The 13307-nt window shown below is 62.1% G+C and carries 12 protein-coding genes; 5 read left to right on the top strand and 7 right to left on the bottom strand.

What is annotated here, in order from left to right:
* Nucleotides 1-60 precede the first annotated feature (60 nt).
* From AC07OJ_RS17385 to AC07OJ_RS17370, 4 genes are all read left to right on the top strand, one after another.
* Nucleotides 61-1833, top strand: a complete 1773-nt coding sequence (locus AC07OJ_RS17385) for an N-acetylglutaminylglutamine amidotransferase (RefSeq protein WP_495094861.1) — start codon at nt 61-63, stop codon at nt 1831-1833.
* A 3-nt stretch (nt 1834-1836) separates the two neighbouring features.
* Entirely contained in the window at nt 1837-3585 is a 1749-nt protein-coding gene (gene ngg / locus AC07OJ_RS17380) for an N-acetylglutaminylglutamine synthetase (protein WP_065904291.1), read from the top strand.
* 387 nt (nt 3586-3972) lie between these two features.
* Nucleotides 3973-5157, top strand: a complete 1185-nt coding sequence (locus AC07OJ_RS17375; RefSeq protein ID WP_495094860.1) for an osmoprotectant NAGGN system M42 family peptidase — start codon at nt 3973-3975, stop codon at nt 5155-5157.
* A gap of 60 nt (nt 5158-5217) precedes the next feature.
* Nucleotides 5218-5445: a YheU family protein gene (locus tag AC07OJ_RS17370; RefSeq protein WP_003192759.1), complete on the top strand. Its 228-nt coding sequence runs from the start codon at nt 5218-5220 to the stop codon at nt 5443-5445.
* 10 nt (nt 5446-5455) lie between these two features.
* Here the strand turns inward: AC07OJ_RS17370 and csrA are convergent, their stop codons facing one another.
* Nucleotides 5456-5659 (bottom strand): carbon storage regulator CsrA, encoded by a 204-nt coding sequence (gene csrA / locus AC07OJ_RS17365; protein WP_120449285.1) that lies wholly within the window; start codon nt 5657-5659, stop codon nt 5456-5458.
* Nucleotides 5660-5823: 164 nt separating this feature from the next.
* Nucleotides 5824-6645, bottom strand: a complete 822-nt coding sequence (locus AC07OJ_RS17360) for an SDR family oxidoreductase (protein WP_065904286.1) — start codon at nt 6643-6645, stop codon at nt 5824-5826.
* 328 nt (nt 6646-6973) lie between these two features.
* Here AC07OJ_RS17360 and AC07OJ_RS17355 point away from each other — a divergent pair, with 328 nt between their 5' ends.
* Complete coding sequence (locus AC07OJ_RS17355) at nt 6974-7126, top strand: DUF3309 family protein (protein ID WP_015885095.1); 153 nt, start codon at nt 6974-6976, stop codon at nt 7124-7126.
* 72 nt (nt 7127-7198) lie between these two features.
* Here the strand turns inward: AC07OJ_RS17355 and AC07OJ_RS17350 are convergent, their stop codons facing one another.
* The 5 genes from AC07OJ_RS17350 to AC07OJ_RS17330 all read right to left on the bottom strand — a co-directional run bounded on the left by AC07OJ_RS17350 (nt 7199) and on the right by AC07OJ_RS17330 (nt 13123).
* The gene (locus AC07OJ_RS17350; protein ID WP_065904285.1) at nt 7199-9286 is read right to left on the bottom strand and encodes an LTA synthase family protein; all 2088 of its coding nucleotides are present in this window, start codon (nt 9284-9286) and stop codon (nt 7199-7201) included.
* Between the two features lie 568 nt (nt 9287-9854).
* A complete protein-coding gene (locus tag AC07OJ_RS17345) occupies nt 9855-10046 on the bottom strand; it encodes a PLDc N-terminal domain-containing protein (protein ID WP_003172956.1) in 192 nt (63 codons plus the stop codon).
* A gap of 67 nt (nt 10047-10113) precedes the next feature.
* A complete protein-coding gene (locus tag AC07OJ_RS17340; protein WP_106803072.1) occupies nt 10114-10644 on the bottom strand; it encodes a hypothetical protein in 531 nt (176 codons plus the stop codon).
* A gap of 41 nt (nt 10645-10685) precedes the next feature.
* Nucleotides 10686-11201 (bottom strand): ankyrin repeat domain-containing protein, encoded by a 516-nt coding sequence (locus tag AC07OJ_RS17335; RefSeq protein WP_065903353.1) that lies wholly within the window; start codon nt 11199-11201, stop codon nt 10686-10688.
* A 95-nt stretch (nt 11202-11296) separates the two neighbouring features.
* Entirely contained in the window at nt 11297-13123 is a 1827-nt protein-coding gene (locus AC07OJ_RS17330) for a long-chain-acyl-CoA synthetase (protein ID WP_495094859.1), read from the bottom strand.
* Nucleotides 13124-13307: the final 184 nt, after the last annotated feature.

Genomic DNA, 13307 nt, shown 5'->3' with positions numbered 1-13307 from the left:
CCCGCTGTATTGGCGCGTGCATTTCTATCCCTCCCCAACGGAAAAACCGGTAAGGACTCTATGTGCGGATTAGCTGGAGAATTGCGTTTCGATCACCAACCTGCCGACCTGGCAGCGGTGGAACGAATCACCCATCACTTGGCGCCACGCGGACCTGACGCGTGGGGCTTCCATGCCCAAGGGCCGATTGCCCTGGGCCATCGACGCCTGAAAATCATGGACCTGTCGGACGGCTCCGCCCAACCGATGGTCGACGCCCAACTGGGCCTGTCCCTGGCGTTCAACGGCGCGATCTATAACTTCCCGGAATTGCGCCAGGAGCTTGAAGCCCTCGGCTACGCCTTCTACTCCGGTGGCGACACCGAAGTGCTGCTCAAGGGCTATCACGCCTGGGGCGAGGCCCTGCTGCCCAAGCTCAATGGCATGTTTGCATTCGCCATCTGGGAGCGCGATGCCCAGCGCCTGTTCATCGCCCGCGACCGTCTCGGCGTCAAGCCGTTGTACCTGTCGCGTACCGGCCAGCGTTTGCGCTTCGCCTCGGCCTTGCCGGCGCTGCTCAAGGGCGGCGATATCAACCCGATCCTCGATCCGGTGGCGCTCAACCATTACCTGAACTTCCACGCCGTGGTGCCTGCACCACGCACCTTGCTGGCAGGTATCGAAAAACTGCCGCCGGCCAGCTGGATGCGCATCGACGCCGACGGCACCACCGAGCAGAAAACCTGGTGGACCCTGCCCTACGGCCCGCACGAGGATGAGCGCAACCTCACCCTCGAAGACTGGACCGACCGCGTACTCGACAGCACCCGCGAAGCCGTGGCGATTCGTCAACGCGCCGCCGTGGATGTCGGTGTGCTGCTGTCCGGCGGCGTCGACTCGAGCATGCTCGTCGGCCTGCTGCGTGAAGTGGGCGTGCAGGACCTGTCGACCTTCTCCATCGGGTTTGAAGACGCCGGCGGCGAGCGTGGCGACGAATTCCAGTACTCGGACCTGATCGCCAAGCACTACGGCACGCGCCACCATCAGTTGCGCATCGCCGAAAGCGAGATCATCGAACAATTGCCGGCGGCCTTCCGCGCCATGAGCGAGCCGATGGTCAGCCACGACTGCATCGCCTTCTACCTGCTGTCGCGGGAAGTAGCCAAGCATTGCAAGGTGGTGCAGAGCGGCCAGGGTGCCGACGAGCTGTTCGCGGGTTACCACTGGTACCCGCAGGTCGATGGCGCCAGCGATCCGTATGCGGCCTACCGCGAAGCATTCTTTGACCGCAGCTATGACGACTACGCCGCCACCGTCGGGCCGAAATGGCTGACCGCCAACGACGCCGCCGGTGACTTCGTGCGCGAACATTTCGCCATGCCCGGTGCCGATGCGGCCGTGGACAAGGCGCTGCGCCTGGACAGCACCGTGATGCTGGTGGACGACCCGGTCAAACGCGTCGACAACATGACCATGGCCTGGGGCCTGGAAGCGCGTACGCCGTTCCTGGACTACCGCCTGGTGGAACTGTCGGCCCGCGTGCCAGGCAAATTCAAGCTGCCCGACGGCGGCAAGCAAGTGTTGAAGGAAGCGGCGCGCCGGGTGATCCCGAGCGAAGTCATCGACCGCAAGAAAGGTTACTTCCCGGTCCCCGGCCTCAAGCATTTGCAAGGCGACACCCTCAACTGGGTGCGCGAGTTGCTGCTCGACCCGAGCCAGGACCGTGGCCTGTTCAATCCGGCCATGCTCGACCGCCTGCTGACCGATCCGCAAGGCCAACTGACCCCGCTGCGCGGCTCCAAGCTGTGGCAACTGGCGGCGCTGAACCTGTGGCTCAGCGAACAAGGAATCTGATTGATGAAACCCCATGCAGCGGCTTACAGCCAACGCTTGCTCAAGGGCCAGGCGCCAACCTACGAGCGCCTGCAAGCCCGACTGGCCGAAGATGGCAGCCCGCTGGCCGCCGAGCCGATTGCCGTGCATTGCGGCTGGGGCCGGCTGTTGATCGGCCATACCTTTCCCGACCCCGCGAGCCTGGCCGAGGAACTGCTCAACGAGCAGCCTGGTGAGCGCGACATCGCCCTGTACGTGGCGGCGCCGCAGCAGATCCTCGGGATCGATCCGCAGCAGTTGTTTCTCGACCCCTCCGACACCCTGCGCCTGTGGTTCAGCGACTATCGTCCGGCCACCCGGGTGTTTCGCGGTTTCCGCATTCGCCGGGTGCAGACCGAGGCAGACTGGGCGGCAGTCAACCAGCTCTATCAAGGGCGGGGCATGTTGCCGGTCGACGCTGAGCGCCTGACCCCGCGCCATCAAGGTGGCCCGGTGTATTGGTTGGCCGAGGATGAAGACAGCGGCGCGGTGATCGGCAGTGTGATGGGCCTCAATCACCAGAAAGCCTTCCACGACCCGGAAAACGGCTGCAGCCTCTGGTGCCTGGCGGTGGACCCGCACTGTACGCGTCCTGGCGTCGGCGAAGTATTGGTGCGCCACCTGGTCGAGCACTTCATGAGCCGTGGCTTGAGTTACCTCGACCTGTCGGTGCTGCACGATAACCGCCAGGCCAAGAACCTCTACGCCAAGCTCGGCTTTCGCGCGCTGACGACCTTTGCGATCAAGCGCAAGAACGGCATCAACCAGCCGTTGTTCCTCGGCCCGGGTCCGCAGGCGGGGTTCAACCCCTACGCGCGGATCATCGTCGAAGAGGCGCACCGACGCGGCATCGATGTGCAGGTGGATGACGCCGATGCCGGCCTGTTCACCCTGAGCCATGGCGGACGCCGCGTGCGCTGCCGCGAGTCACTGAGCGATTTGACCAGCGCGATCAGCATGACCCTGTGCCAGGACAAAAGCCTGACCCACAAGGTGTTGAAAGCTGCCGGATTGAAACTGCCATCGCAGCAACTTGCGGGCAGCGCCGATGACAACCTGGAGTTCCTCGACGAACACCAGCGCATCGTGGTCAAGCCGCTGGATGGTGAGCAAGGCCAAGGCGTGGCAGTGGATCTGCAGACCATTGAAGAGGTGCAGCAGGCCATCGAAGCGGCGCGCCAGTTCGACAGCCGCGTGTTGCTCGAAAGTTTCCACCAGGGCCTCGACCTGCGCATCCTGGTGATCGGCTTCGAGGTGGTCGCCGCCGCGATCCGCCGCCCTGCCGAAGTCACCGGCGACGGCCAGCATTCCATCGGGGCATTGATCGAAGCCCAGAGTCGGCGGCGCCAGGCGGCCACCGACGGCGAAAGCAAAATCCCCGTGGACGCCGAGACCGAACGCACCCTGCAGGCGGCCGGCTACGACTACAGCAGCATTCTGCCGCGGGGCCAGACCCTGGCCGTGCGCCGCACCGCCAACCTGCACACCGGCGGCTGCCTGGAAGACGTCACCGCCATCCTGCACCCCACGCTGGTCGACGCCGCCGTACGCGCCGCCCGCGCCCTGGACATCCCCATGGTGGGCCTGGACCTGATGGTGCCCGCCGCAGACCAACCGGACTATGTATTTATCGAAGCCAACGAACGCGCCGGCCTGGCCAACCATGAGCCGCAGCCGACGGCGGAGAAGTTTGTGGACTTGTTGTTTCCCCATAGCCAGCCGACCGCTCAATAACCCAGTGGAGAGCCGGGCTGTTGTGGAGAGCATGTGCGTGGTGGCAAGCAGGCTGTGTCTGGCAGGCAGGGCTGTTTTGGCAAGCAGGGCTGTCATGACAGGCAGAACTGTTGTGGCAGGCAGGGCTGTCATGACAGGCAGAACTGTTGTGGCAAGCAGGACTGTTGTGGCGAGCGGGCTTGCCCCGCGTTGGGCTGCGAAGCAGCCCCCATCCAGGCGCCGCGTTTTTCCAGCCAGAACTGACTGGCAGGTTTTGGGGCCGCTTCGCAGCCCAACGCGGGGCAAGCCCGCTCACCACAATTAACTCGCTCACCACAATTAGCCCGCTCGCCACGCCACAACCAGCCCGCTCGCTCCAATAGCGCGCTCACCTCACGAGGAGTTTTCATGACTCGAACCATCCCCGAACCGGACCTCAATTACCTGCAAAAAGTCTTGCTGGAAATGCTCGCCATTCCCAGCCCGACCGGGTTTACCGACACCATCGTGCGCTACGTCGCCGAGCGCCTGGAAGAGCTCGGCATTCCGTTTGAAATGACCCGGCGCGGCACCATTCGCGCCACCCTCAAGGGCCAGAAAAACAGCCCCGACCGCGCCGTCTCCGCACACCTGGATACCATCGGCGCCGCCGTGCGCGCGATCAAGGACAACGGTCGCTTGACCCTGGCGCCGGTAGGTTGCTGGTCGAGCCGCTTTGCCGAAGGCAGCCGCGTCAGCCTGTTCACCGACAACGGCGTGATCCGTGGCAGCGTGCTGCCGTTGATGGCCTCGGGGCATGCGTTCAACACCGCCGTGGATGAAATGCCAGTGAGCTGGGACCACGTCGAATTGCGCCTGGACGCCTACTGCGCGACCCGCGCCGACTGCGATTCCCTGGGCATCAGCATTGGTGACTATGTGGCGTTCGACCCGCTGCCGGAGTTCACCGAGAGCGGGCATATCAGCGCACGTCACCTGGACGACAAGGCCGGCGTCGCCGCCCTGCTCGCGGCCCTCAAGTCCATCGTCGACAGCGGCGAGCCGTTGCTGATCGACTGCCATCCGCTGTTCACCATCACCGAGGAAACCGGCAGCGGCGCCGCGGCTGCCCTGCCCTGGGACGTGAGCGAGTTTGTCGGTATCGATATCGCCCCGGTCGCCCCCGGCCAGCATTCCAGCGAGCATGCCGTGAGCGTGGCGATGCAGGATTCCGGCGGGCCGTATGACTATCACCTGTCGCGGCACCTGTTGCGACTGGCAACCGACAACGAACTGCCGGTGCGCCGTGACCTGTTCCGCTACTACTTCAGTGATGCTCACTCGGCCGTGACCGCCGGCCACGACATCCGCACCGCGTTGCTGGCGTTTGGTTGCGATGCAACCCATGGCTACGAGCGCACGCATATTGACAGCCTCGCCGCCCTGAGCCGGTTGTTGAGCGCCTACATCCTCAGCCCGCCCGTGTTCGCCAGCGACGCCCAGCCGGCCCAGGGCTCACTGGATCGGTTCAGTCACCAGATCGAGCATGAAACACAGATGGAGAGCGATACCCGCGTGCCGTCGGTGGACAGCCTGGTGGGCAACAAGTCCTGAAGACTGGCAACTGGAGTCCCGGCGCAGTAGCATCGCCGGGATTCTCTATGTGAGGCTTGTATGCTGATTCCCTACGACGCGCTTGAAGTCGACACCCTGACCCGCCTCATCGAAGATTTCGTCACCCGTGACGGCACCGACAATGGCGACGACACGCCCCTGGAAACCCGTGTATTGCGCGTGCGCCAGGCGCTGACCAAGGGCCAGGCATTGATCGTGTTCGACCCGGAAAGCGAGCAGTGCCAGTTGATGCTCAAGCACGATGTGCCCAAGCATCTGTTCGACTGACCGAGGTTATTCAGGGGTTGGGCACCAGCACCGGATGGGTGGCAGCGCCTTGGCGCTCGAGGATTTTCTGATAGACCTCGGCACGATGAACATGCACCCCGGTCGGTGCCTCTACCCCGAATTTCACCTGGTTACCGTTCACCTCAAGGATGTGCACGGCGATGGTGTCGCCGATGGAGATGATTTCGTCGACAGTACGGCTTAATACCAGCATGGTCGTTGTCCTTTTTGAGTCTCAGGACCTTGACCATGCGCGCATGGATGGGCGCCATCAATGGCTTGCAAACAAATCAGCCAGCACCTACAAACGTTGGTAATTTGCCTGACAGACCTGACGAAATATTGCCTTCGACAGCACCCTCACCGGCCAGCCTGGGTTCAAGCCTTGGCGCTTTGACCCTGGGCCTTGGCGCGCATCTTGTCGGCCATCACTGTCATCTCGTCGTACAGCAACTGCGGATTCTTCTGCTTCAACGCCCACGCCATCCGCCCCTGCTCATGGGGCAGGATCATGAACTCGCCCGCCGCCACCCGCTGGTAGATGTAGTCGGCAATGTCCGCTGCCGAGATCGGCGAACTCTCGAGCAACTTGCCCACCTGCGCCTTCATTGCCGGGGTCGGTCCGCGGAACGAATCCAACAGGTTGGTCTGGAAGAACGACGGGCACACCACGTGCACCCCGACCTCTTGCTGCTTGAGTTCCACCAGCAGGCTCTCCGACAAGGCCACCACACCGGCCTTGGCCACGTTGTAGTTGCTCATGGCCGGGCCCTGCATCAACGCCGCCATCGACGCGATGTTGATAATGCGGCCCTTGCTCTTTTCCAGCAGCGGCAGAAACGCCTTGCAGCCCTTGACCACCCCCATCAGGTTGATCGCGATCTGCCAATCCCAATCCTCCAGCGACAGCTCGGCGAAGAACCCACCCGAGGCCACGCCCGCATTGTTGACGATCACATCAATGCCGCCCAGCTTCACCTCGCAGGCCTGGGCAAACGCGGTGAGCTGGCTGTAGTCGCGCACGTCGCAGCGCTGGATAAAACCCTCGCCACCGGCCTCTCGCACCAGCCTGAGGGTTTCCTGCAAGCCCGGCTCACTGACGTCCGACAAGGCCAACTGCCAACCCTCACGGGCCCAGCGCAGAGCGATTTCACGACCCAGGCCGGACCCGGCGCCAGTGATCATCATGCGATTTTGCATAGGAAGTAGCCTTGTGGTTCACAGAAGAAGTGACCGGCAGTGTAGCGAAGGTTTTTCCCGCACCCACGCACCATCAGATTGATGAATGCCCCAGGCAAACCGCAGGCCGGGTCGGATGCCGGCGTATAGCCTAAGTTCAATCTTTTTCAACTTATGAGCTGCAGTTGCGAACGCATTAAAAGAAATAAGCCTGTGTGCGAAATGCTTTAAAAAAACACGGAATTTTCTCCGTCGTGGTGCAGTCGGAGTTGTTAAGGCGTCCGAATTTAAATGACGGGCCTCTCGTTTAATAACCGGTCTTTGCAGAAGGCCTATAAGGAAAAAAACTATGAGCCTCATTCTGATCATTATCCTGATCCTGTTGCTGGTCGGTGGTCTGCCAGTGTTCCCTCACTCGCGTAACTGGGGTTATGGCCCGTCGGGTATCCTCGGTGTAGTGCTGGTGGTGCTGTTGGTGCTGTTGCTGCTGGGTCGGATATAACCGCCACCCGGTATTAAAAAAGATGCAAAAAAAAGAGGCCTTGAAAAAGGCCTCTTTTTTATTGCCGGTTAGTTAGTCCGGCTTACCATTCACCACGCCGGCAGTGTTATCCAGCAGGCTCTTGGTGGCGGTTTGCAGGAACGACTCGAGTCGCTGCTTGAGTGCAGCCTCGTCCGGCGATTCAGGGATCACTTTGCCGGTAGGGTTGGCGCCGAGTTCGTATTCCCACAGTTTCGGCGGCATTTCCTTGGGCAATACCAGGATCCGGTCGGCGGTGACCAAGGCTACCGTCTGGTCGCTGCCGGACGGCTTGATCACGCCGAAGCCCTTGTCGCCTTCCGGCAGGTTGAGCAGGTCACGGCCCCAGCACTGGTGCAGGGTGTCGCCACCGAGACGGCCCATGATGGTCGGCACGATGTCGATCTGGGTGCCCACGGTGTGGTCACGCTCGCCGAACTTCTCTTGCATGCCGGGTGCAATCATCAGCATCGGCACGTTGAAGCGGCCCAGGTCCATCTCGGTGATTTGCTGTTCGTTGCCGAAACCGTGGTCGCCGACGATCACGAACAGGGTTTCCTTGAAGTACGGCTCCTTGCGGGCCTTTTCAAAGAACTGGCCCAGGGCCCAGTCGGAGTAACGCATGGCCGTCAAATGCTCGTTGAGGCTGCCACGGTCAGTGACTTTCTCCACCGGCAACGGAGTCGGCAATGCGTACGGGGTGTGGTTGGACAAGGTTTGCAGCAGCGCGTAGAACGGCTTGCCGCCTTCGCGGGCTTTCAACTCTTCCAGGCCACGGTTGAACATGTCCTGGTCGGACACGCCCCAGGTCGGGTCGGAGAACACCGGGTTGACGAAGTCATTGCGGCCGATGAAGTTGGTCATGCCCTGGTTGCTGAAGAAACCCGACTGGTTGTCCCAGGCGAAGTCGCCGTTGTAGACATACACGTCGTCAAACTTGCGCGCACTGAGCAACTGCGGCAGGCCCGACAGCTTGTGACTGCCTTCCGGGGTCTGCATCAGGTATTCGAAGCCCGGCAGGTTCGGGAAGCACGCCATGGTGGCGAACATGCCCTGGTGGGTGTGGGTGCCGTTGGAGAAGAAGCGGTCGAACAGCAGGCCTTCCTTGGACAGTTTGTCGAAGTACGGCGTGATGTTGCCCGGACGCCCCAGCGCGCCGACCGAGTGACCGGCGAAGCTTTCCATCAGGATCACGACCACGTTCTTGATCGGCAGGGTCTTCTCGGCCGGTGGCGTGTAGTCACGGCGCACGGCGGCGATGTCGGCATCCACCAGCTTTTCCTGCGGCAGCACCAGCATGTCACGCACGGTCTGGGTCGCCAGTGGCTGATCCAGGGTCGCCTTCCAGATGTTCGAGCGGTCTTCGGAGAAGCGCGACTTCGCGGCCGCGATCAGCGACAAGGTGCCGTTGAGGCCCAGTTGGTTGGCGAAGTTCGATTCGGTGGTGTAGACATCACCCCAACGCAGCGGCGGGCCCTGGCGCAGGGTGCCACGTGCGGCGACCACGGCGATCAGCAGGCAAACCACGAACACCGCGATGCGGCTGTACCACGGTGCGACCTGGCGGGTGCCGATGCTGCCACCGCTGAACGGGCCGCGCGGGCGAGTGGCGCGGTCGGCGCCCTTGAACGCGATGCTCAGGATCAACGTGCCCACGGCCCATGCCAGCAGGTAGCGCACCACCGGGAAACCGTACCAGAGCATGCTCATCACGGTTTTCGGGTCTTCCTTCACATACTGGAAGACCAGGCCGTTGAGGCGCTGGTGGAACTCGCGGTAGAAGTCCATTTCCATCAGGCCCAGGAACAGCGCGATGCTGGACGCTACGGTCAGCCAGAAACGGAAGAACCCACGTGCCGCCATCGCCCGTACGCTGAACAGCGCCAGCAGCAATGGGATGATCAGGTACACCACCAGGCGCAGGTCCAGACGCAGGCCGTTGGCGAAGGCTTCGAGGAAGGTCGAGGCCGGGGTGTCGAGGATCATCTCGCGGTTGTACACCAGCAGCGCCAGGCGCAGCAGCGAGAACATCACCATCATGACCAGTGCGCAGAGCAGCGTGTAAGCCAGATGGGATTTGACGGTCGGTTGCAGCAGGCGATTAGAAGCTCGCTGCTGACTCAGGGCGTCCGGGTTTGCCATGTCGTTTCAGGACCCATTGGAAGTTTAAGTTGCGAAATAATGCAGTGGCGTCCGTCCCTCGCCCAGGCTGGCTGGGGTAGGCGGTTAACGCGGTGGCGCAAATGGTGCCCGATCAAAGCCGGCAAGGCTATTAATTACTGAACGTGCACCCCTGCCCCGCCTTTAATGGCAGTTGAGATAGAGCCTTTGGCTGGGAGGTTTGAGCGGGCGAATTGTCTTGGATGGGATGTGAAAATTGTGTGCGCAGAATATTTCGAAACATAAATGTGGGAGCGGGCTTGCTCGCGAAGGCGCCAGGCCAGCCACCCTCTGCGGCGACTGACCCACCGCTTTCGCGGGCAAGCCCGCTCCCACAGTTTTGATCGCTGCTCGGGCTTGGGATTCGGGGTGCTACGGCATTTGAGCGGTCGGTACAACTCGCTCCAACCTTGAAATACACCCCAAATGTGGGAGCGGGCTTGCTCGCGAAGGCGGTGGACCAGTCACCCTCTTCAGCGACTGGCAAACCCCTTTCGCGGGCAAGCCCGCTCCCACCTTTATCGTGCCTACTCCAGAGGGAGTGAGGCGCTTAGATCCGCACGTTGCCGCGGGGCCCGGCGATTGCCCAGATGATCAGGCCCAGTACCGGCAACAACAGGATCAGCAGGATCCAGAGCACCTTGGCCCCGGTGCTCGCGCCGCTTTTGAACACGTTGATGATCGCCCAGATATCCAGCGCCAGGATGATCAGCCCGATCAGGCCGTTGAAAGTGGAACCCATGGTGTCGCTCCTAAGTGAGGGCATGCACTTGTAGGATAGTCAGCCCTGGCCGGGGTTCCGTTTTATTTCAGACGTGTACGGCGACTTTCAACGCTTCCAGGGATGGCTCGGCCTTGATGCCGATTTCAGCGCACAACTCGAGCACGCGCGGCAGGTCATTGCCGTAGACCAGCACGGCCTGGATTTCATCATCGAGCAATTGGCTGAAATCCAGCAGCACATAGCCGCCATCTTCCGGGCTCAGGGCGCTCATCTGGATCTGGATACGATTGAGCGCGGTCAGGTCCTCGGTCTTGGCCAACTGCTTGGGCTTGAGGTTGAACGCCACACCCGGGCCGAACGAGGCGACGATCTGCGCAAACAGATCGCCATAGGTATCGGCCTGGAACAGCACCGTGTCCGGCAGGCTGCCAACCACCACCCACTCGCCCAACGGGATCGGGAAGGTGTCGTCGTAGTTGATGTCCGGGTTGGCCGCCAGGAAGGCCACCGGGTCGGCGTAGGCCTGGGCCGCTTCATCGGCGATGCGCGCCACCTCGTCTGCGCCCATGACCCCGGCGCTGATTTTGCTGATGAGTTCGACGAGGGCGGTTTTCATGGGGTGATCCTGTAGCGGGCTGGTTTTCGAGGGCGCACAGCCTACACCAGTTTTTGCAACTGCGCCGCCGTATCCGTGGCCCCCATGGTCTGCGCCGCTGCCAGCGCCGTAGCGCCCTGGGCGTCGGTGGTCTTGGGGTTGGCGCCCTGGCTGAGCAGGTAGTCGACCATTTCCACGCGATTGAACATCGCCGCCATCATCAGCGCGGTGCGGCCGTCAGAGGATGCCGCTTCGACCGGCGTGCCGCCTTCGATCAGCGCCTTGACCACCGGCAGATTGCCCTTGAACGCCGCACCGGCAATCGGCAACTGGTTCTTGTCATTCGCGATCAGCGGGTCGGCCTTGAATTCCAGCAGTACTTTGACCGCTTCGGCGTGGCCGTGGTACGCGGACAGCATCAGCAAGGTGTCGCCGTTGTGGTTACGAAAATTCGCCGGCAAGCCCTTGGCCAGCAGCGCGGCGAGCATGGCGGCATCGCCCTTGCGGGCCACGTCGAAGACTTGCTCGGCAAATTCGGCGGCTTCGTCTTCGGTCATTTGTTTGGCGTGGTCTGACATGTGGGAACTCCGTGTCTGGTACTGAATAGGCGCCAGTGTCGCGACGGAGTTCCCAGCTGTCATGGCTTTTTTGTCAAAAGCGCCCATAGGCAGAATCAATAGCGGAACTGCCCACCCTGGATCTGCGCGAGTAATTGCCCGGTCACCGGCACGTAGCAGTCGGACCCCGGCAGCCACGCGTACACTGGGTCATTGCCGGCCTTGTCCGGGTCAAACGCCTCTTCCTTGAGCCGCACTTTCTGATACTTGAAGGTGCCGGTGGTTTCCATCTTCACCTTGATCCGCAGGAACAGTGGCACCGCATAGTGCGGCAGTTGGCCATGGGCGAATTGCAGCAGCTCGCGCATGTCCAGTGAGGCCAGGGATTCGCTCGGAGTGATAGCGACCATGCCCGCACGGCCATTGGTGTTTTCGATTTCGACCCCATAGGCCACCACCTCGGCGATCTGCGGGTGCTGCAGCAGGACGTTCTCGACCTCGGTGGTGGAGACGTTTTCGCCTTTCCAGCGATAGGTGTCGCCCAGGCGATCGACAAATTGCGCATGGCCGAAGCCGATGCTGCGCAACAAATCGCCGGTGTTGAAGTAGCGGTCGCCCTTTTCGAACACGTCGGTGAGGATCACCTTGCGGTTCTTTTCCGGGTCGGTGTAGCCGTCGAACGGCGATTTATCATCGATCCGCGCCAGCAACAGGCCTTGCCCGCCGGTTTGCACCTTGCGCATGAAGCCATCAGCGCCCCGGATCGGCTCACCGCTGTCGTGGGCGTAGTCCACCAGCGCCCAGTGTTGCAGGCAGAAGCCGATGGTGTTGTCGAAATTCAGCACGTTGGTAAAACCGATGTTGCCGTCGCTGGCCGCGTACAGCTCGCAGATATGCTCCACGCCGTAGCGCGCCTTGAACTGCGCCCACACGCCGGGGCGCAGGCCGTTGCCGACCATCTTGGTGACCTGGTTATCACGATCGAGCCCGCTGGGTGGCTGGTCGAGCAGGTAGCGGCACAACTCGCCCACGTAACCGAGGGTGGTGGCCTTGAACTTGCGCGCGTCATCCCAGAATTGACTGGCGCTGAATTTGCGGCGAATGGCAAAGCCCGACGCGCCGATAATCGCCGACCCCCAGCACACGCACAGGCCGGTGGCGTGGTAGAGCGGCAACGTGCAATAGAGGACGTCTTGCGGGCCCATGTCCAGGGCGATGCTGCCGAAACTCACGGCGGTCTTGGTCCAGCGGCCGTGCTTCATGATGCCGGCCTTGGGCAGGCCGGTGGTGCCGGACGTGTAGATATAGAAGCACGGGTCGTTGAAGAAGATCTGTGCAGTGCTGGCGGGGTTGTCCTCCGCGCACTCGGCGCTCGCGGCCAGCAGGTCGAGGTAGCCCTCGGGCACGGCGGCGGGTTGCTGGTCGGCGACAAACCAGGTACGCCGGGCCTCGATCTGCACCTGCTCACGTACTGCGTCATAGGCTGCTACCAGCTCAGCGCCCACCACCACCGCCACCGGACTCACCAGGTTCAGGCTGTGCACCAGCGCACCCTGAGTCTGCGCGGTATTGAGCATCGCGCAGATGCCGCCGAGCTTGGCCACGGCCAGCACACTCAGCAGCAGTTCCGGGCGGTTTTCGATAAACAGCGCCACCACGTCGCCCTTGCCGATGCCCTCGGCCTGCAGGTGATGGGCGATACGGTTGGCGCGCTGGTTGGCTTCGAGGTAGCTGAGCACGCGGTCGCCATACAACAGCGCCGCGCCGTCGGGGTTGCGCAGGGCCGCTTGCTCGAAGTGCCAGCCCAGTCCGCAGGGCTGTTGGGGATCGGTGACGTTGGCGGCACGCATGCCGCGCACCACCCGTGGCAGGGCTCGAACGATGGCGGGCATCTTACGCAGCATCATGCCCCAGGTGATCATGTCGTTTTGCGGATGGCTCATGGAGGAACGTCCTTTTTCTTATTCTTCGTATGATCCAGAAACACCGACTCTCTTGTAGGCAGAAGGCCGAATGCATTGAAGGAAAATACGTCAGCCTCTCTTTGGCTGTACACGCGGGATTTGAAAAGTTTTGTATCCCGAGGGGCGCGTGCTGAAAAAAGGAATTTAGCCGCGTGCGGGCAGT

It is taken from the genome of Pseudomonas sp. GW821-FHT09C08 (assembly GCF_059418125.1).
This window is presented reverse-complemented; position numbering and strand designations above follow the sequence as displayed.

Coding starts and splice junctions, on each gene's coding strand:
- AC07OJ_RS17385 (WP_495094861.1), top strand. CDS start 61: ATGTGCGGATTAGCTGGAGAATTGCGTTTCGATCACCAACCTGCCGAC.
- ngg (WP_065904291.1), top strand. CDS start 1,837: ATGAAACCCCATGCAGCGGCTTACAGCCAACGCTTGCTCAAGGGCCAG.
- AC07OJ_RS17375 (WP_495094860.1), top strand. CDS start 3,973: ATGACTCGAACCATCCCCGAACCGGACCTCAATTACCTGCAAAAAGTC.
- AC07OJ_RS17370 (WP_003192759.1), top strand. CDS start 5,218: ATGCTGATTCCCTACGACGCGCTTGAAGTCGACACCCTGACCCGCCTC.
- csrA (WP_120449285.1), bottom strand. CDS start 5,659: ATGCTGGTATTAAGCCGTACTGTCGACGAAATCATCTCCATCGGCGAC.
- AC07OJ_RS17360 (WP_065904286.1), bottom strand. CDS start 6,645: ATGCAAAATCGCATGATGATCACTGGCGCCGGGTCCGGCCTGGGTCGT.
- AC07OJ_RS17355 (WP_015885095.1), top strand. CDS start 6,974: ATGAGCCTCATTCTGATCATTATCCTGATCCTGTTGCTGGTCGGTGGT.
- AC07OJ_RS17350 (WP_065904285.1), bottom strand. CDS start 9,286: ATGGCAAACCCGGACGCCCTGAGTCAGCAGCGAGCTTCTAATCGCCTG.
- AC07OJ_RS17345 (WP_003172956.1), bottom strand. CDS start 10,046: ATGGGTTCCACTTTCAACGGCCTGATCGGGCTGATCATCCTGGCGCTG.
- AC07OJ_RS17340 (WP_106803072.1), bottom strand. CDS start 10,644: ATGAAAACCGCCCTCGTCGAACTCATCAGCAAAATCAGCGCCGGGGTC.
- AC07OJ_RS17335 (WP_065903353.1), bottom strand. CDS start 11,201: ATGTCAGACCACGCCAAACAAATGACCGAAGACGAAGCCGCCGAATTT.
- AC07OJ_RS17330 (WP_495094859.1), bottom strand. CDS start 13,123: ATGAGCCATCCGCAAAACGACATGATCACCTGGGGCATGATGCTGCGT.